Origin of the sequence: Thiorhodovibrio frisius, assembly GCF_033954835.1 — a bacterium.
GTDB classification, from domain to species: domain Bacteria; phylum Pseudomonadota; class Gammaproteobacteria; order Chromatiales; family Chromatiaceae; genus Thiorhodovibrio; species Thiorhodovibrio frisius.
This window is the reverse complement of the sequence record NZ_CP121471.1, coordinates 2,877,909-2,895,104: the sequence shown is the minus strand read 5'-3', so window position 1 is coordinate 2,895,104 and position 17,196 is coordinate 2,877,909. Positions and strand designations below refer to the sequence as shown.

16 protein-coding genes are annotated in these 17,196 nt (G+C 59.1%); 7 read left to right on the top strand and 9 right to left on the bottom strand.

Going from position 1 to position 17,196, the window contains the following annotated elements; translation table 11 throughout:
* Positions 1-20: 20 nt before the first annotated feature.
* The 5 genes from Thiofri_RS13315 to Thiofri_RS13295 all read right to left on the bottom strand — a co-directional run bounded on the left by Thiofri_RS13315 (position 21) and on the right by Thiofri_RS13295 (position 5,608).
* The gene (locus Thiofri_RS13315; RefSeq protein WP_009147252.1) at positions 21-440 is read right to left on the bottom strand and encodes a hypothetical protein; all 420 of its coding nucleotides are present in this window, start codon (positions 438-440) and stop codon (positions 21-23) included.
* Between the two features lie 119 nt (positions 441-559).
* The gene (locus tag Thiofri_RS13310; RefSeq protein WP_040855100.1) at positions 560-1,309 is read right to left on the bottom strand and encodes a ferredoxin--NADP reductase; all 750 of its coding nucleotides are present in this window, start codon (positions 1,307-1,309) and stop codon (positions 560-562) included.
* Positions 1,310-1,400: 91 nt separating this feature from the next.
* Complete coding sequence (locus tag Thiofri_RS13305) at positions 1,401-3,866, bottom strand: bifunctional diguanylate cyclase/phosphodiesterase (RefSeq protein ID WP_009147254.1); 2,466 nt, start codon at positions 3,864-3,866, stop codon at positions 1,401-1,403.
* Between the two features lie 15 nt (positions 3,867-3,881).
* Positions 3,882-5,132, bottom strand: coding sequence for a TonB-dependent receptor (locus Thiofri_RS13300; protein ID WP_009147255.1), 1,251 nt, complete (start codon positions 5,130-5,132; stop codon positions 3,882-3,884).
* Entirely contained in the window at positions 5,129-5,608 is a 480-nt protein-coding gene (locus Thiofri_RS13295; RefSeq protein ID WP_223296694.1) for a hypothetical protein, read from the bottom strand. Before Thiofri_RS13295 ends, Thiofri_RS13300 begins: the two co-directional genes overlap by 4 nt.
* 507 nt (positions 5,609-6,115) lie before the next feature.
* Between Thiofri_RS13295 and Thiofri_RS13290 the strand changes: the two genes are divergently transcribed.
* From Thiofri_RS13290 to Thiofri_RS13260, 7 genes are all read left to right on the top strand, one after another.
* Entirely contained in the window at positions 6,116-6,292 is a 177-nt protein-coding gene (locus tag Thiofri_RS13290) for a hypothetical protein (protein ID WP_009147257.1), read from the top strand.
* A gap of 318 nt (positions 6,293-6,610) precedes the next feature.
* Entirely contained in the window at positions 6,611-7,318 is a 708-nt protein-coding gene (locus Thiofri_RS13285; RefSeq protein ID WP_143741779.1) for a hypothetical protein, read from the top strand.
* A gap of 15 nt (positions 7,319-7,333) precedes the next feature.
* Positions 7,334-8,293: a prolyl aminopeptidase gene (gene pip / locus Thiofri_RS13280; RefSeq protein ID WP_009147259.1), complete on the top strand. Its 960-nt coding sequence runs from the start codon at positions 7,334-7,336 to the stop codon at positions 8,291-8,293.
* A complete protein-coding gene (gene dtd / locus Thiofri_RS13275) occupies positions 8,290-8,727 on the top strand; it encodes a D-aminoacyl-tRNA deacylase (RefSeq protein WP_009147260.1) in 438 nt (145 codons plus the stop codon). The genes pip and dtd overlap by 4 nt, the downstream gene beginning before the upstream one ends.
* A gap of 163 nt (positions 8,728-8,890) precedes the next feature.
* Positions 8,891-10,108: an alanine transaminase gene (gene alaC, locus Thiofri_RS13270; RefSeq protein ID WP_009147261.1), complete on the top strand. Its 1,218-nt coding sequence runs from the start codon at positions 8,891-8,893 to the stop codon at positions 10,106-10,108.
* A gap of 55 nt (positions 10,109-10,163) precedes the next feature.
* The gene (locus tag Thiofri_RS13265; protein WP_009147262.1) at positions 10,164-11,480 is read left to right on the top strand and encodes a homoserine dehydrogenase; all 1,317 of its coding nucleotides are present in this window, start codon (positions 10,164-10,166) and stop codon (positions 11,478-11,480) included.
* Positions 11,481-11,608: 128 nt separating this feature from the next.
* On the top strand, positions 11,609-11,860 hold the full coding sequence (locus tag Thiofri_RS13260; RefSeq protein ID WP_009147263.1) for a BolA family protein: 252 nt from the start codon (positions 11,609-11,611) through the stop codon (positions 11,858-11,860).
* 229 nt (positions 11,861-12,089) lie between these two features.
* Here the strand turns inward: Thiofri_RS13260 and Thiofri_RS13255 are convergent, their stop codons facing one another.
* From Thiofri_RS13255 to Thiofri_RS13240, 4 genes are all read right to left on the bottom strand, one after another.
* Entirely contained in the window at positions 12,090-13,115 is a 1,026-nt protein-coding gene (locus Thiofri_RS13255) for a GGDEF domain-containing protein (protein ID WP_009147264.1), read from the bottom strand.
* The gene (locus tag Thiofri_RS13250; protein ID WP_040854615.1) at positions 13,112-13,891 is read right to left on the bottom strand and encodes a 7TMR-DISMED2 domain-containing protein; all 780 of its coding nucleotides are present in this window, start codon (positions 13,889-13,891) and stop codon (positions 13,112-13,114) included. Before Thiofri_RS13250 ends, Thiofri_RS13255 begins: the two co-directional genes overlap by 4 nt.
* Positions 13,892-13,955: 64 nt before the next feature.
* Positions 13,956-16,049 (bottom strand): NAD(+) synthase, encoded by a 2,094-nt coding sequence (locus Thiofri_RS13245; RefSeq protein ID WP_009147266.1) that lies wholly within the window; start codon positions 16,047-16,049, stop codon positions 13,956-13,958.
* A 107-nt stretch (positions 16,050-16,156) separates the two neighbouring features.
* Positions 16,157-17,110, bottom strand: coding sequence for an ATP-binding protein (locus Thiofri_RS13240; protein WP_009147267.1), 954 nt, complete (start codon positions 17,108-17,110; stop codon positions 16,157-16,159).
* Positions 17,111-17,196: the final 86 nt, after the last annotated feature.

Here is a 17,196-nt window from a genome sequence, read left to right as displayed (position 1 = left end):
CGATTTTTGGTATTTGCCGACTAACCGAGAATCCGCTCGTAGGCGAGTCTGAGTAGTTCGAGTTCGACGCGGGGCAGGCCGCGCGCTTGGGTCAAATCAATGAAGGTGCCGCCGATGGTTTCTGCCGCAGTGCAGGGCGGGTCGATAGCGGTGAAACGGGCAAGAAATACCTCAATGATGCCTTCGGGTGAGTGCAATAGGCAGCGATAGCCGGGTTCGGCTTCTAGCGAGTCCTGTGGCAAGGCGAGGCGGTTTTCTGCTGCGCGCAGCAAGAAAGCGGGATGCGAGATCAGGTTGCTTTGGTCGCTTGTCCGTTCGGCCAGGGTGGTTGTTGCAGGCAGGGCGGCGAAGGCGCATACCGTATGATCGGGCAGTTGTAGAAAGCGCGTGCGCGCGCTAATCGGCTGCTTGTGGTAGAGAATAAGGCGCGGATCCGGCATCGGGGCATCATGAACCGATGCCGCGCGAAGCTCAAGAGGCGGCGGCTGGGCAAGCGGGTAGCGCGGTGACCTGCAACGCACAGCGCGCGCCGTTATCGGCCGCTGTGGGTCGATGAGGGTTAGTGGTACTGCTCGGTCGTGTAATGCCCGGGTTCGGTGCGTTTGTGCCGATGCAGTCCCTTGGCTTCCAACCAGGCGCGGACTTCTTTGATCATGGCGGAATTGCCGCACAGCATCAGGTGGCTGTCCTTGGCGCTGATCTTGGCATCGGCTGCCTGCTCTAGTGCGCCTTGCTCGAGTAGTGAGGTGATGCGCCCCTGAAGCGACGGGCCGGGTTGCTGTTCGCGCGTCAGGGTGGAGATGAAAGTAAAGCGCTCGCCGAACTGGTCTTTAAGTTTGGCGATGGTTTCTGGATACGTCAGTTCGCCGCTGTGGCGGGCGCCCTGGATCAGGATTACGCGCTCGAACCTCTCCCATGGCTCCGGGGTTTTCAGCAGCGACAGATAGACACCAAGCGCGGTGCCGGTGGCGAGCATCCACAGATGGCGGCGTGAGACGACGTTGTCCATGGTGAAGACACCACCGGCCTTGGCCGAGACCCATAGCCTGTCGCCGATTGCGAGATCGGATAGGCGTGGGCTGAGCGGTCCATCCGGCACCTCGTTGAAGTAAATCTCTAGAGGGCGCTCCTCTGGTGCGTTGACCAGGGAGTAGGGTCGGCCGACGCGTTTCTCATCAATATCAAGCGCCAGTTTGATGTACTGGCCTGCGACAAACGACTGCAACGGGGCGTCGATCTTCAGGCTGTATAAGTTGTCGCTCCAGTGGCGCAGGCCGACGACCTGTCCCTCGATCCAGTCTTCCGTCATGAGTGTGCTCTCTTGTGTTGGTGTTCTTTCGCCCGGAGAGATTTGGTTGGTGGTGGCAATTTTCAATTTTCTGGCCCGATGGGCGTTGGTTTCAACCTGGGTCATCCGGCGTCGCTGGCAGTTCGGGTACTGGGCGACCGATAAAATAGCCCTGGGCGAAGTCGACGCCAAGTTCGTTGAGGACATCAATGATGGCCTGTGACTCGACAAACTCGGCGATAACTTTTTTGCCCATGGCGTGTGCCATGTCAGCGGCGGATTTGACGAAAATGCGATCTTCGGTGTTGTCAGCGAGATCGCGAATAAAGCTGCCGTCGATTTTTACATCGTCCACCGGAAGCTGTTTCAGGTAGGCATAGGACGCAAAACCGCTACCAAAGTCGTCGAGCGCGAAGCGACAGCCAAGTGCGCGAAGAGCGTTCATGCGCACCACCGCAGCATCGATGTTGTCAATGGCCACTGTCTCTGTAATCTCCAGTGTCAGGCGTTGCGGATTGATGCCCGAGGACTGCAAGAGTTGCATCAGCTCGCCATCCAGTGTGGGATCGGCCAGGGCCTTGGCGGATAGATTGATGGCCAGCGATAGCTGTGGGTGAGCGGCCAGGACCCCGATGGCTGCGGCCATCACCCAGCGGTCAATGGCATTGATCAGGCCAGTGCGCTCGGCGACCGGGATGAACTCGGCTGGATTGGCGATGCGCCCATCGCTCAGCGGCAGACGCAGTAGTGTCTCGGCGCGCCAGATGCGCCCCTCGGGCAGCGCCATAATGGGCTGAAAATAGAGCTGGAAACGGCTTTCATCCAATGCTTTGCCGATTTCGCGGGTCCAGAGCACGCGCGCATTGGCTGCCGCCCTTGCCATATCGGTATCGGAATACAGATGCCAGTGGCCGCGGTGTTGTTTCGATTTGGCCTGGTACATGGCCAGATCGGCATTTGCCATCAGTGTCTGTGTGTCTTTTCCGTGCCTGGGAAAGAGGACGATCCCAATGCTGGCCGAGACCTGATGGCGATGGCTGCCGGCGCGCACGCTGGTTGAACGGATCTGGTGTTGGATATCCTTGACCAAACTGATGAGTTCGGTCTCATCGGCGGGGTTGATCAGTACCGCGAATTCATCGCCGCCAAATCGCCCGATGCGCCCGCGCGGAGTGACAATCGCGGCCAGCTTTTTGGCGATTCGCTTGATCAGCCGGTCACCCGCCTGATGGCCACTGGTGTCGTTGACGTCCTTAAAGTTATCCAGATCGATGAACAGCAGCGCGCCCTGGGTGCCGGTCTGGTCGGCGTGCTCAATGGCAAACGCGATTTCCTGATCAAACCGGCGCCGGTTGAGCAAACTGGTCAGGGGGTCGTGATCGGCCAGCCAATGCAGCTCGCGCTGGACGGCTTCGCGTTCGGTCTGCATGATGGCCATGCGCTGGTTGAGCGTGCCGATGACCTCGACGTTGGTGTCGATTTCATCGCGCCAGCGCAGGCGCCCGCTAGTGCTCGGCAGGCGCTCAGCGAGCGCGTCGAAGCGGTTTTCGGCCAGCAGCGGCAGCAGGTTGGAGAGGGCGCGAATGCGCTCGACCGGGCCGCGCAGGATGAGCAGCAACAGTACCTCGGCGAGCAGCAGCCCGATCAGGCCGATCAGCAAGCTGTTGCGTGCGATGGCGCGGATGCCGAGTCGCTCGTCCGTGGTGCGGTTGATGACGAAGGCGGTGAGCCCGGCGTCGCTGGTGTCGATGTGGAAAATCTCATACCAGTGCGTGCCAAAGTGCACTGCGAGAGGCGTCTCGGAACTACTGGCGAGCAAGGCCTCGGTGGGCTGGGATTCGAGTAGCGGCAGAATGATGTCGGGCTCGGTGGCTCCCTGAAAACGCAGTGTCGTGGCCTGTGCCGATGAATCCGGGTCCAGCGTGGTGATGGGGGTCGCGATGGCCAGGTTGGCGCCGGTTAGTTGCTTGAAGGTCAGCAGAATGCTTCCCAGGGCGCGTCCGAGGACCAGGGTGCCGGCGGTCTCTCCGTGCCAGAGGATCGGGGAGCTGATGTACTGACGGCAGTGGGAAGCGTCGCATTGCAGCTGCTCGGTGAGCTGCTCGGGAGTCTTGTTGATGGCTGCGATCAAGGCATCTGGCAAGGGTTCGCTGTCGGTTAGCCAGAGTGCGACCGGCGCCTCGCCGAGGGCCAGCCAGTGGACGGAGCGGATATCCCATTCCAAATCGAGCAGGCTGCCGATGCTTTCGAGTGCCAGGTGCAAGCGCTCGCCGGGGTCGGTCATGCGATCTGCTGGCGCGACGCCTTGGTCCTCCAACGAGGCCAATGCGGGCACCATGTTGGCAAGCCGCGACATCTGCTGATAGCGCTCGCGCACCAGCGTCCGGAAGTGGTTGCTCTGATGGCCACGCAGGCGGCTTTGGGTCTGTTGGAACTGATCGAGCAAGCTCGCGCGGGCGTAGAGGGTCAGGAAGGCAACGAGCGGAATTAGCGTCAGGCTGATGCCGAGAACCACCTTCCAACGCAGCCCAAGGAAGAACTTTCGCGGACTGGACGGAATGCTGCGCGGTGGGCTCAAGCTGCTGTCCACCGTCTAGAAGCGGAAAGCTGCCTGAATTGCAAACACATTCCAGTGTTTCTCAAACTGGGAGAAATCGGGGTTCTCGATCTCGGATAGAATGAAATTTCCGATATGGCGTGAATACTCAGCGCGCAGCATCCACTGCCGGTTGATGTCCCAGCGTACCCCGAGGCTGAGGATTCGCGAATAGGCCGTGTTGGCCGGGGCCATGCCGAAGGTGTCCCGCTCAAGCTGGCTGCCGTCGCGATCGTCGCGGTTGGCGAAACCCTCCTCGTAGCGCGCCATCAGCTGCCATCGAGGCAGGAAACGGTAGGTTCCCTGAGCATAGTAACCCTCGGCCGTTGCGTCGCGATCCGGGCGCCAAGGGCCGAAATCGCGCCATTGCATCGGTTCGCCCATGTACTCGGCTGTCAGACTCCAACGCTCGGCATTGTATTGCGCCGAGGCGATCCAGTAGATGATATCGATGGTGCCGGGTTGAAGGGAGAAAGGGTCGCTGGAATTTGGATGGTATTTCGCTGAGGCGGTTGCGCCGCTGAGGCCGAGCTTCAGCGCCTCGGTTGCCGAGTCAAACCACAGGCTGGCCAGCCAGGAATGATTTTCGCTCTCCAGGGTGCCATCGAAGTCACCGCTCATGTAAGCGGCTTCGACATTCTCATCAATCACCGGGTTTCCCGTCGACAAAGTGGCCGAGAAGGTGCCAAAGGGTTGGTGCAGGTCGCCGTAGAGCAGAATGCCATCCGTTGACAGCACCAGGTTGCGCACCTTGTCGAAATACACCACTTGAGGGAGAAAGATGCCCGGATGGGTAAAAGGGACATCGCGGGTTTCGTTGTAGAGGCCGAGCCGGTTCTTGATCCGGCCGACCCGCATGCCGGCGCGGTAGCGCGCGTTCGAGACCAAGTTAATGTCGGCCAGTGCGAAATCGATCTCTGGTGATCCGTCGCTCATGTCGCCGGCGCGTCGCGACAGGACTTGCGCCGCGAGCATCAGGCGGGGGTTGACACGAAAAGAGGCATTGATGCCGAGCTCGGTGAAATCGAAGGAAGTCTCCGGGCTATCGCCGTAATAGCGGTTGGCGCTGCTTTGAACAGCTCCCTGGCTGGCAAAGCCATGGATCTGCAGACGCTCGCCAAATCCGAATCCCGTCACGCCTGCTTTAGGTTCGCTGGTCGGCTCGGCGGCAAGCCCGGTGCTGGCGAGAAGCACAAGAGGGGCGAGAAGCAAAAGAGGGGCAAGAATCGCGCGTGTTCGCAACCTCATTTCTCGACCTCCAGAACCTTGACCAGGTCCGTATCCGGCGGCGAGCTGACATATCCCACGGCGCCGGCGGTTTGACTGACGCGTTCAATCATTTCCTGCTCATTGGCGACCTGCCGCGGGGCCTGCCCGGTGCCGGAGAACACTTGCCGGTCCCAGGTACGTCTGAGCTGGTAGGGATAGACCTCCAGTACGCGCTTGGCGAAAGACTCGTGAACGGGATTGTTGTCCGGGAGCACGAAGACGGTGACCGGGCGCTTGTCTGGCCATTGCGGCATGCGCATGGTGATCAGCAGACGGGCGAAATTCCGGTCGATGGCGTCAAGATGGACATCGGAGTTGACGATGACTTCCTGCCCGTGGGCCAGTCCCCCCGTCATTGCAAGGCACAGCAGAATGCGGCGGAACGGACGCCGACTCGCCCAGCTTGCGCGAGCCATGGTCGGGAAAAAGCGCTTGGGCAGCAGGAGAGGAGTCACAATCAACAGCAGGGCTCAGTCCGTCGCGGCAGAGTGGGGCGGGCCGATCCAGCGGTGAACCGGCATGGGCATTGCGTGAAATTTACCAGCGAGTGCAGGGTGACATGCTGGTGAGTGCCGTAGTATTCGCGCGGTATATGTTATCTGGTGTCTGCCTGGGTCGGCAACTGCCACACTAGCCTTGCTCCCGATGGATGCCTGGGCTATCTTTGAGCCCCAATATGGCTTGCGGGAAGTGCTTTCCCGAAAAACACACAAGACATAACGGCAAATATCGACCTGCGGACCGGTTCAATCGCCTGGATGAACAATCAGCCCGGATGCGCAATCGCTTGGACGAGCAATCGGGGTAAGGGTTAATCTTGGGCGTTAGGCCCGGTCTGCGTTGTCGAGCTGGTTCACATTTCTGAGTGCTTGTTACCGGTTTGATTGCCGGTGGTATTTTGTCGTGCTACCCGATGCCTGAGAGCTTTCTCAGGTGTCAGAACCTTAAGCGAGGATCTTCCGATGAAAGACTTCCTGATTATTATCATGTTTCTGCTGATCGGTGGTGGATGGTTTGTCTTTGTTGGCCACTCCCATGCCACAAAGCTGAAGTATGAATGCAGGGTTGCCTATCCCTGGTACGACGCTTTCTTTCTCGATACCGATCACTGTCCTGGCGATTCCGCGCCTCAATCCTGATCCTACCCGCATATCCCCCCACGCGGATTTCTTTTGGTCAGAATCCGGCTGATCGGATTTGTCAGGTCGGATTTGTCAGGTCGGATGTCAGTGGGGACCATGTCTTGGCTGCATGTTAGCGCCCCTTCTGGGATGCCACGAGCAAAGCTTATGTTTCTGCCTTTCGCACTGTTCGAGCGAGCGCCCGGCGGCTCTGCGCGATGGAAATGCTTCGCGCCGCCAGCGTTGCTCGCGGTTTCGGTTCTTTTGAGCGGATGCGAGACCACACCGTCCCAAGATTTGGGGCAGGGTGGCGTTGAGGCAGGGGCGGCAACGGCGATGCTCGAGCAGACGGAGTCGGCGAGCAGCGACTCAGCAGGGTCCGTAGCCGAGAACTCGGGCGGGGGATTTTTGGCCGGGTTTTTTGGCGGCGGCGAGCAGACCAAGGGCGGGCCTGATCGTGCCGAGCAAGATGCCAGTCAGGCGGATGACTGCCTGCGGCAGGCCATTGAGCTGCCGCACACAACATCAGATCGGGATGCGAATATGCGCCAGCTGCTGGACTGCGCGGAACGCAACTACAAAAAGGCGCTACGTCTGTCCGCCTCGGAGCAGGCTACCAGTCGTCGGGTTGCCTATCATGGTGGTCTGCTGCTGGCGCTGAGTGAAAGGCGCAATCGGCTCGACGACAATACGCGAGAGCCGCGAGTCGGGCGCGAGAACGACAAATTGCTCAAAGCTGCCGATGCGGCGCGCAGGGAGGCGCCAGATCGGGCACTTGGCTTCATCTACGGCGCCTCGGCGCGGCTGTTTCGTGCCACTCTAACCGAAGATGACCGAAGCCGTTGCGAGGATATGCGTGCAGCAGCGGAGATGCTGACGGCCTCTCCAATCCCGCCGGATGCCTTGGTCGGAGAGCAGAAGCGACTGGTTGAGCTGGCTGACTCGGAGCTTGAGCGTTGCGTCTCTCTTGAACAGGTTGCCGCACGTGGCTCCGAACCGGGACAGACCGCGACCGACGCGGATATCACCACCAAAGCGAATTGAGTCGGGGGTTTGGCGATGACGATGCAAAACAGTTTCTACCCCGCCATTGAGCCCTATGCGACTGAATACCTTGATGTCGGCGACGGGCATGAACTCTATGTCGAGCAGTGCGGCAACCCGAACGGGTACCCGGCGCTGTTTCTGCATGGCGGACCGGGTGCCGGCTGTAGTGCGTCGCACCGGCAGTTTTTCGATCCCGAGCGCTACCGTATCATTCTGTTCGATCAGCGCGGTTGCGGGCGCTCACGGCCTCATGCCTGTGTCGATGCCAATACCACCTGGGATCTGGTCGCCGATATCGAACGCCTGCGCGCGCATCTGGGGGTGGAGCGCTGGTTGGTGTTTGGCGGTTCCTGGGGCTCAACCCTTGCATTGGCCTATGCCGAGCAGCACCCAGAGGCCGTGTCAGCTTTGGTGCTGCGCGGGATTTTTCTCTGTCGGCCGGAAGAAATTCACTGGTTCTACCAACAGGGCGCGAGCCGCCTGTTCCCCGACTACTGGCAGGACTATCTCGCGCCCATCGCGCCAGAAGAGCAGGGCGATCTGTTGCGCGCCTATGCCGAGCGCCTGTTCGGTCCGCCGGGTGAGGCGCAGACCGCCGCCGCGCGCGCCTGGTCGCTGTGGGAGGGGCGCTGTGCCACCCTGCTGTCGAATCGCGAACTGCGCGACAGCTTTGCCGCCGATGCGTTCGCCATCGCCCTAGCGCGCGTGGAATGCCATTACTTTTTGCACAACGCCTTCTTGCAATCGGACCAGTTGCTGCGGGACATCAATGCCGTGCGCGGCATTCCCGGTGTTATCGTGCATGGTCGCTACGACGCCATCTGCCCGCTGGCGTCTGCCTGGGAGTTGCACCAGGCCTGGCCCGAGGCTGAACTCAAGATCATCCCCGACGCCGGTCACGCGGCCTTTGAGCCCGGCATTGCGCGCGAACTCATCGCAGCCACTGATCGCTTCGCCCAACAGTTGGCATGATCGGCCTGCTCCAGCGCGTCACCCAGGCGCGGGTTGAGGTGGCGGGGGAGTTAGTTGGCGCTATCGATCAAGGCCTTCTAGTGCTGGTCGCGGTGCAGCCTGAGGATAACGAATCCCGCGCCGAGCGGTTGCTTGAGCGCCTGCTCGGCTACCGTGTGTTCCCCGATGCCAGTGGCCGCATGAACTTGAGCCTGCGCGATGTCAAAGGCGGCCTGCTGCTGGTGCCTCAGTTCACTCTGGCGGCCGATACCCGCAAGGGCACTCGGGCAAGCTTTACCAGCGCCGCGCCACCAGAGCTTGGCGAGCGGCTGTTCGCGCACCTGCTGGAGTGCGCACGTCAGACCCATCAGCCGGTGGCAAGCGGACGATTCGGCGCCGACATGCAGGTGAGTCTCACCAACGATGGTCCCGTCACTTTCTGGCTTGAGTCCTGAGTTGCTCCAGTTGCTATCCGGTTGTGCCTCAAACCGGCCCAACCCTGCCTAACCCCGCTCCAGCTGTGCTCCGCTCGCGCACCGTCGCGTTCAGCGATAGGCATCCGCCGCGCGGCGCGCTAAACTGCAAGGTTTCCCTTGCCAATCTTTGAGAGGAACATCCGTGCTCGCGCCCCAGCCCAATTTCAGCCGCATCGAGCGGCTTCCGCCCTATGTTTTCAACATTGTCAATGAGTTGAAGGCAGCGGCGCGAGCGCGCGGCGAGGATATTATCGACTTCGGCATGGGCAATCCGGACCAGCCCACGCCCCGGCATATTGTCGATAAGCTTGTCGAGGTCGCCCAGCGCCGCGATACCCATCGTTATTCGGTCTCGCGCGGTATTCCGCGCCTGCGCCGCGCCATCTGCCGCTGGTATCAGGATCGCTACGCTGTCACCCTGGACCCCGAAAGTCAGGCCATTGTTACCATCGGCAGCAAGGAGGGGCTCGCCCATCTGGCCATGGCGACCATGGCGGCGGGCGACACTGTGCTGGTGCCCAATCCGGCCTATCCGATTCATCCCTATGGCTTTATTATCGCAGGCGCCGATGTGCGCCACGTCAAGCTGACGCCTGAGGTGGACTTTTTCGAGGAGCTCCAGCGCGCGATTTTGGACTCTTGGCCGCGGCCGAAGATGCTGGTGCTCAACTTCCCCGGCAATCCCACCACTCAGTGTGTGGAGCTGGACTTCTTTGAAAAAGTCATCGACATCGCCCGCGAGCACGGCATCTGGGTCGTGCACGATTTGGCCTATGCTGACATCGTTTTCGACGGCTACAAGGCGCCGTCCATTTTGCAGGTGCCGGGTGCAATCGACTATGCCGTGGAGTTTTTCTCCATGTCAAAAAGCTACAATATGCCGGGCTGGCGCATTGGCTTTATGTGCGGCAATCCGACCATGATCGCCGCCTTGGCGCGCATCAAGTCCTACCTCGACTATGGCACCTTTACTCCCATTCAGGTTGCGGCCATTCATGCGCTCGAGTCCTCGCAGGACTGCGTGGCCGAGATCCGCGATCAATACGAAAGTCGGCGCGACGTGCTCTGTGAGGGGCTGCAAGCTGCCGGCTGGCCGGTCGAGAAACCGCGCGCGACCATGTTCGTCTGGGCGCGTATTCCCGAGGCCTATCAGGCGATGGGCTCGCTGGAGTTTGCCAAAAAGCTGCTGCAAGATGCGAAAGTTGCGGTCTCGCCGGGTATTGGCTTTGGCGACTATGGCGACGATCATGTGCGTTTCGCGCTGATCGAGAACGAACACCGCACCCGTCAGGCGGTGAAAGGCATCAAACACATGCTGCGCGAGGACGCGCGCATCGGATTCACCGCAAACGTGGCCTGAGTGCGCGGCGCCCAGCGCTATGCGCACTTTCATTACAGATTCTGGAGGAGACACTATGGAGCCCGTTAAGATCGGACTCTTGGGCCTGGGTACAGTTGGCGGCGGTACCGTCACCGTGCTGACCGGCAATGCCGAGGAAATCGCCCGTCGCGCCGGACGCGAGATTCGCATCGCCCATGCGGCGGCGCGTGAATACGACAAGAGCCGCATCTCCGGGCTCGAGCGTATCGACAAGATTTCTGACGACGCCTTCAAGGTGGTCGATGACCCAGAGATCGACATCGTCATCGAGCTGATCGGCGGTTATTCACCGGCGCGCGAACTGGTGCTCAAGGCTATTGAGAACGGCAAACATGTGGTCACCGCCAACAAGGCGCTGATTGCCCTGCATGGCAACGAGATCTTTGCCGCCGCTCAAGCCAAGGGCGTCACAGTCGCCTTCGAGGCTGCCGTGGCCGGGGGCATTCCTATCATCAAGGCGCTGCGTGAAGGTCTGGCCGCCAACCATGTTGAGTGGATCGCCGGCATCATCAATGGCACTGGCAATTTCATCCTGACCGAGATGCGCGATAAGGGCCGCGCTTTTGCTGAGGTGCTGGCCGAGGCGCAAGAACTCGGCTACGCCGAGGCCGATCCAACTTTCGATGTCGAAGGCATCGACGCCGCGCACAAGCTGACTATTCTCGGTTCGCTCGCCTTCGGCATCCCGCTGCAATTTGACAAGACCTTTACCGAAGGCATCTCCCGCATTGAGCCCCTGGATGTCGCCTATGCCGCCAAGCTCGGCTATTGCATCAAGCATCTTGGTATCGCCCGGCGCACCCCGGACGGCATCGAGCTGCGTGTCCATCCCACGCTCATCCCACATCGGCGGCTGATTGCCAATGTCGATGGCGTGATGAACGCGGTGCTGGTCAAGTGTGATGCCGTCGGTCCCACGCTCTACTATGGTGCCGGTGCCGGTGCCCTGCCGACTGCCTCTGCCGTAGTGGCCGATGTGGTGGATATCACGCGCGCTCTGACCACCGATCCGACCAACCGGGTGCCCCATCTCGCCTTCCAGCCGGATGAGCTGAGCGACACCCCGGTGCTGTCGATGGATGCCATCGAGACGGCGTATTATCTGCGCCTGCTCGCGCTCGACAGTCCCGGCGTTATGGCAGGTATCGCCGGTATCCTCGGCGAGGAGGGCATCAGCATCGAGGCCATTCAGCAAAAAGAACCGGGCGCGGGCGACACCCATGTGCCCCTGATTATGCTCACCCATCGCATTAAGGAAGGCGACATGAACCGTGCCATCGCCCGCATTGAGGCGCTTGAGGCGGTGCAGGGCGCCGTGGTGCGCATTCGCATGGAATCCCTGGAAGGCTGATCTCCCTCGGGGTGCGGTGGCTTCAGCCGGCCGTCGCGCGGGTTCGAACCTTGGACAAGACTCGCCCCGGCCGCATTTCCTCTGGACCCAACAACAAGCTTCCCAATAGCAAGCCGCAAGGAGCCCCAATGGAAACAGAAGCCGTGGCGCAACTCATCCGCAATGGCCTGTCAGACGCCGAGGTTCAAGTCAGTGGCGACGGTAGTCACTTCGACGCCATTGTTGTCAGCGAGTCTTTTGAAGGGCTGACGCCCATCAAAAAACAGCGTCTGGTGATGGACACTGTCCGCGACCAGATCGCGAGCGGCGAGCTTCATGCACTGTCCATCAAAACCTTGACTCCAGCCCAATCGACCGCTGAGCACGTTGGGCGAAAATGATAACCCGACTGACTCATGAAGGTTGATGTCCCCCAGCTTGAAAAGCTGGTCAATAGTAAAGTTTCATCCGGGCTTTATTGATCCCCGACTGAAGTTGTTTCCGAAATGCTTTATCGGATGCAAGAGCGCAATCAAATGAAAGCCGCGAAGTATGGCACGGCTCGCGAGATATTGAGGTGATGTTTTCTGAAGACGATGCTTTCTTGTTAACGGGAAAGGAAATATTCACTCACTCACTGACGACAACCCGGTTTCGGCCTTGGTCCTTGGCACGATACAGCGCCTCGTCCGCCAGCGAAACAAGATGTTCCGCGCTGCAGTCCTCCTGGGGTATGGCTGCGGCTACGCCGAAAGACATGGTCACATACCTCACATCGGATTTCGCGTGTTTGATCGCCAGCGCCTCGACGGCTGAGCGGAGCCTTTCGGCGGTGATGGCCGCGCCCTGGATATCCGTGTTTGGCAGTAGCATCAAAAATTCCTCGCCCCCATAGCGCCCAGCCAGATCACCGGGACGCTGGAGACCGTGCTGCAGCGCCCGCGCGACCTTGACGATGCATGTGTCGCCGCTCTGATGACCATAGTGATCATTGAACCGTTTGAAATAATCGATATCGCATATAACAACGGCGAGAAATCCCTGCTCCCGCTTTAATCTTTGCCATTCTTCGCGCAAGCGTTGATCGAGAAAGCGCCGATTCGCCAGGCTAGTCAGACCGTCCTTCATGGCCATGCGTTCCAATTCTTCATTGGCCTGTTTGAGTGCCTCGGTGCGTTCAGCCACCTTCACTTCCAAACGCGCCTTTGCTTGTCGTTCGGTTTCGATCAATTGTTGTTGAAGGCCTGTTTTCTGATTCTGCAATAACTTGACCCGATAAGCTAATGCCAGGGAGAAAATGGTCAATTCAGCCAAGGAGCCGGATATATAAAGATATCGCGCGAATAGGCTGTAAGGAATTAAGTCCATTAACAGCAAGGCGAGCAGAATGATCCCGGAAAAATAGAGCGCCATACTCAACAGGTAGTAACCGGACAGCGTGATGCCCTTCAGCTTGGCATAGACTCCCAGAAACAAAAGAAATAGATAGACTGATAACCCAAGAGGCGCAAGGTATTGATAATAATGGATGTCAAGGAAGCTGGTAATGCCCAGCAGAAGTGCTGCAATGGCAAAACCGATCAATATTTTATCGATTCTTGGGAAATTGATTTTTGTTTGCAGTAGCCTTCTGGTAAACAAAATCAGAAAGATCAAAACAAATGAAGGTCCTTATCGATGCCGAGGTAAAGATCAAATCCGCTATAAAAAAACACAAAGGTACTATACGCAAGACCATGCAAAACATAGTAAAGATAGAGTCTTTCATTGAGCGCGAAGAACAAAAATAAATTGTAAACAATTAAGGCGCTGGCGGCGCCAAAATAGAACATATAAAAAGCTGTCTGCAGCAGCTCCCAATTTAGGAAGATTTCCGGCTTGTCGCAATACAAACCAATGGTGATCCTGGCAACATTGGACTGAAGCTTCAGATAGACTGTCTTGGCTTCTCCCGGGGTAATGGTGATTGGGAAGATTGGATTTCGATTAGAGACGCGACGCTCCTTAATCGGCACCGCAAGTCCCGCCGATTCCTCATGCCAGGCCCCTCTCTGTCGGTAGTAAATACTGGCCTGATCGGCAAATGGCTCGTCAAATCGCACAATTCGATTGACCGGCTCACTGGAGTTGTTCTCAAGAGTGAAAATAAACCAATAGTTAATGTCAGTAGAATTTATATGAAATCGGGAGGATGTCAGGGTACCTTGGATACGGCCCGATGCGATCTCATCAATCGTCAATGTCCTGGACTCATCCTGAATCAAATAAACCTGAAATGGGTTAGAGGCGATACCTGCGGTTGAGACATCATAGGAGGGGATTGCCGCCGTTTTTGCCAGTCCTGTCGACGCCATGATGAACAGGATGACCGCAGCGAAGAACCGCCCCGGCTGTAGGATTGATTGACCCATTGAGAACACTTGGCTCTCCATCAAGATGCGGATGTCAGAGCAATTGGCGACCGTGCATCGCTTGCAGGGGCGAATGAATTCGCTCTTACTTTTCCGCCGAAGTGATATTTGGCACATTTTGCCGCAACTCATCCAGCCACACCGCCGCCACCGCATCGCTTGGCGCGCGCCAGTCCCCGCGCGGCGACAGTGATCCGCCGGAGCTGACTTTTGGCCCATTAGGCATGCAGCTGCGCTTGAATTGACTGCCACCGAAAAAGCGCCGGACAAAGACCTCAAGCCAGCGGCGAATGCTGCTTAGATCATACTCTTGCTGATCCTCGGGTCTCATGCCATCCGGCCAAGGGCCGTGCGCGCGATCATGCCAGGCATGCCAGGCCAAAAAAGCTACCTTGCTCGGGCGCAGACCATAGCGGCTGATGTAATAGAGGTGAAAGTCCTGAAGTTCATAGGGGCCGATGATGTCCTGGGTGCTTTGAATATGGCCCTGCGCATCGGGTGGCACTAGCTCGGGTGAGATTTCTGTGTCGAGAATGCGCTGCAGGACTGCATTGGTGGCATCATCGAATTGATTGCTGGCAATCAACCAACGGATCAGGTATTGAATCAGTGTCTTGCTGACCGATGCGTTTACATTGTAATGCGACATCTGATCGCCCACGCCATAGGTGGACCAGCCCAGCGCGATTTCCGACAGATCTCCGGTGCCGAGCACCAATGCCTGATGATGATTTGCTAGCCGGAACAGATGCGAGGTGCGCTCTCCGGCCTGCACGTTCTCGAAGGTGACATCATGCACCGGCTGCCCGTCGGCAAAAGGATGGCCGAGGTCTTGGAGCATTTGCAGGCAGGAGGGGCGGATGTCGATTTCTGCCGCAGTCACGCCGAGTGCGCGCATCAGCGTCCAGGCATTGACGCGGGTAGACTCGCCGGTGGCAAAGCCGGGCAGGGTGTAGGCCAGCACATTGGTGCGCGGCAGCCCGAGCCGGTCCATGGTGCGCGCGGCCACCAGCAGTGCCTGGGTGGAATCCAGTCCGCCGGAGACGCCGATCACCAGTCGCTCGATGCTCGTGGCAGCCAGCCGTTTGGCCAGGGCCTGTACCTGAATGTTGTAGGCCTCGTAGCAATAGGCATCGCGTGTGCGGCTATCGGCCGGCACAAAAGGAAAGCGCTCGACGCGGCGCCTGAGCCCCAGGTCGCCGCCGGGTAGCCCAGGTGCGAAACCAATCCGCCGCATCCCGCGCAGGTGTTCGCTCTCGGCGGCGGCTGCGTCGCCAAAGCTGGTGCGCCGGCGGCGCTCGCCAATGAGCAGATCGAGATCGATATCGGCCAGAATTATTTGCTCGCTGGGCGCGAAGCGCTCAGACTCAGCTAATAACTGGCCGTTTTCGTAGATCACCGCATGGCCGTCCCAGGCGAGATCTGTGCTCGACTCGCCCGGCCCAGCGGCAGAGTAAAGATAAGCCGCCAGGCACTTGCCAGACTGAGCCGCGCACAGGGCATTGCGCTCGGCGGCCTTGCCAATGGTGATGTTGCTGGCGGAGAGGTTCAACAGCAGGGTGGCGCCTGCCAGGGCGGCATGGGTGCTGGGTGGAATGGGCGTCCACAGATCCTCGCACAGCTCCATGTGCAGCACGCAGCCGGGCAGATTGCGTGCCTCGAACAGTAAATCGTTGCCGAAGGGGATGGTCTCTCCGAGCAGAGAAATCTCTCGACTCAATGCGTCGCGCGCTGGGCTGAACTGGCGTTTTTCGTAGAACTCACGAAAATTTGGCAGATAGCTTTTTGGCGCCGCGCCCAGCAGCCGGCCCTGGTGCACCAGCACGGCGGTATTGAACAGTCGGCCGTCGACTGCCAGCGGCAGGCCAACCGCCAGCAGGGTGGCAAACTCCCGGCTGGCCAGGCGCACCTCATCCAGGGCCGCCAGGCTGGCATCGAGCAGCGCCTGCTGCTGGAAGAGATCTTCGTTGCTGTAGGCCGAGAGCCCAAGTTCGGGGAATAGGGCCACCAAGGCGCCTGATTTAGCCGCCTGCTGGGCGAGGCGCAGAGTGGCGCGGGCATTGGTCGATGGGTCGGCGACGACCACCTCAGGCACGCAGACGGCTACGCGCACCAGTCCTTGGTGGTAGAGGTTGAAAAAATCGCCCGCAGGGGGGCAGGGCGTCTCGGCATCAGTCATCAGCCAAACTCTGGTGGGAGCGGCTTCAGCCGCGATTGAGGAAGCGACTTAGGAGGCGCATCAGGGCTGATTTTGGGGTGAATCAATTCACCGCTGCAAGCGCAACCTTAATCTGCCGCAGTATCTAAAGGCTCCGAGCAGTCGCTGACTTCCCCGGCAATCTTTGGAATCATCATCCGAATTCGCGTACCTCGATCCAACTCCGAGCGAATCCAAAACCGCCCGCCGAGTTGCTTGCAAATAAAATAGGCCTTGGTTAGCCCGAGGCCGCCGCCCATGGTGCGGCGATCTTGCACATTGGAGGCGCGCTGGCCGTAGTCGATGACTGATTCAATTTCATCCTCGGGAATCCCCCGGCCGGAGTCCTCCACGCTAATGCACAGCCGGCTGTCATCGCTCCACACGCCGGCATTGATGCGGCCACCGGGTGACGTGTATTTGCGTGCATTGGCAAGCAGGTCTCGCACCACATCGATCAGCACCGCCGGCATGCGGATTAACGGGTCCTCGGAGCTGTGCACTTTGAAATCGACGTAATAGTCTTGGGACTCCTGTGCGGCGATGTTATCGATGATACGAAAACGCCCCTTGCTATTTTTCTCGATAGCGCCAAACACTTTTTGAAAGTCCTCGATCATCCGTGCAATTTCAAACTCCCGCCAGGACGTCAGGTCGTCAATACGCGCCTGAAGATCGGCAACGCGCTTGCGCAGCACCGAGAAAATCGACTCCAGATTCTCGCGCGCCTCGCGCACCTTGGCCGAGTCGCGCGCTTCGGGCCGGGTGGCCAGTTGCTCGTCCAATTTTCGCTCGATGGCCGCGATGTCCTGATCAAGCCCGGCAATTCGCGCATAGGCGGTATCAGGGTTCGACATCTCATCGGCCAGTTGGAAAATTCGGTTGATATCGCCCTCAAGCGCGCTTTCCAGATCGCACATTTCGGCCAGGTCCGAAAGCTCCAGATTCAGCACATTCAGGATATTTAAAAAAGAATGCGTATCGAGAGCGACAGTCTGCGATCTGTCGAGTTCTAGGGGGCGGGTAATCTCGATATCTTTCATAGTCGCCGGAATGCCATGGTGTCGAGGGCCGGCCGGCGCAGCGGGGCGCCAGAACGGGAGAGCCTCATTAGATTAGGCGGGGAGGC

Excerpts from the sequence above, each read along its gene's own strand:
- Thiofri_RS13315 (WP_009147252.1), bottom strand. The coding sequence starts at position 440 with ATGCCGGATCCGCGCCTTATTCTCTACCACAAGCAGCCGATTAGCGCG.
- Thiofri_RS13310 (WP_040855100.1), bottom strand. The coding sequence starts at position 1,309 with ATGACGGAAGACTGGATCGAGGGACAGGTCGTCGGCCTGCGCCACTGG.
- Thiofri_RS13300 (WP_009147255.1), bottom strand. The coding sequence starts at position 5,132 with ATGAGGTTGCGAACACGCGCGATTCTTGCCCCTCTTTTGCTTCTCGCC.
- Thiofri_RS13290 (WP_009147257.1), top strand. The coding sequence starts at position 6,116 with ATGAAAGACTTCCTGATTATTATCATGTTTCTGCTGATCGGTGGTGGA.
- Thiofri_RS13285 (WP_143741779.1), top strand. The coding sequence starts at position 6,611 with ATGCTCGAGCAGACGGAGTCGGCGAGCAGCGACTCAGCAGGGTCCGTA.
- pip (WP_009147259.1), top strand. The coding sequence starts at position 7,334 with ATGACGATGCAAAACAGTTTCTACCCCGCCATTGAGCCCTATGCGACT.
- dtd (WP_009147260.1), top strand. The coding sequence starts at position 8,290 with ATGATCGGCCTGCTCCAGCGCGTCACCCAGGCGCGGGTTGAGGTGGCG.
- Thiofri_RS13265 (WP_009147262.1), top strand. The coding sequence starts at position 10,164 with ATGGAGCCCGTTAAGATCGGACTCTTGGGCCTGGGTACAGTTGGCGGC.
- Thiofri_RS13260 (WP_009147263.1), top strand. The coding sequence starts at position 11,609 with ATGGAAACAGAAGCCGTGGCGCAACTCATCCGCAATGGCCTGTCAGAC.
- Thiofri_RS13250 (WP_040854615.1), bottom strand. The coding sequence starts at position 13,891 with ATGGAGAGCCAAGTGTTCTCAATGGGTCAATCAATCCTACAGCCGGGG.
- Thiofri_RS13245 (WP_009147266.1), bottom strand. The coding sequence starts at position 16,049 with ATGACTGATGCCGAGACGCCCTGCCCCCCTGCGGGCGATTTTTTCAAC.
- Thiofri_RS13240 (WP_009147267.1), bottom strand. The coding sequence starts at position 17,110 with ATGAAAGATATCGAGATTACCCGCCCCCTAGAACTCGACAGATCGCAG.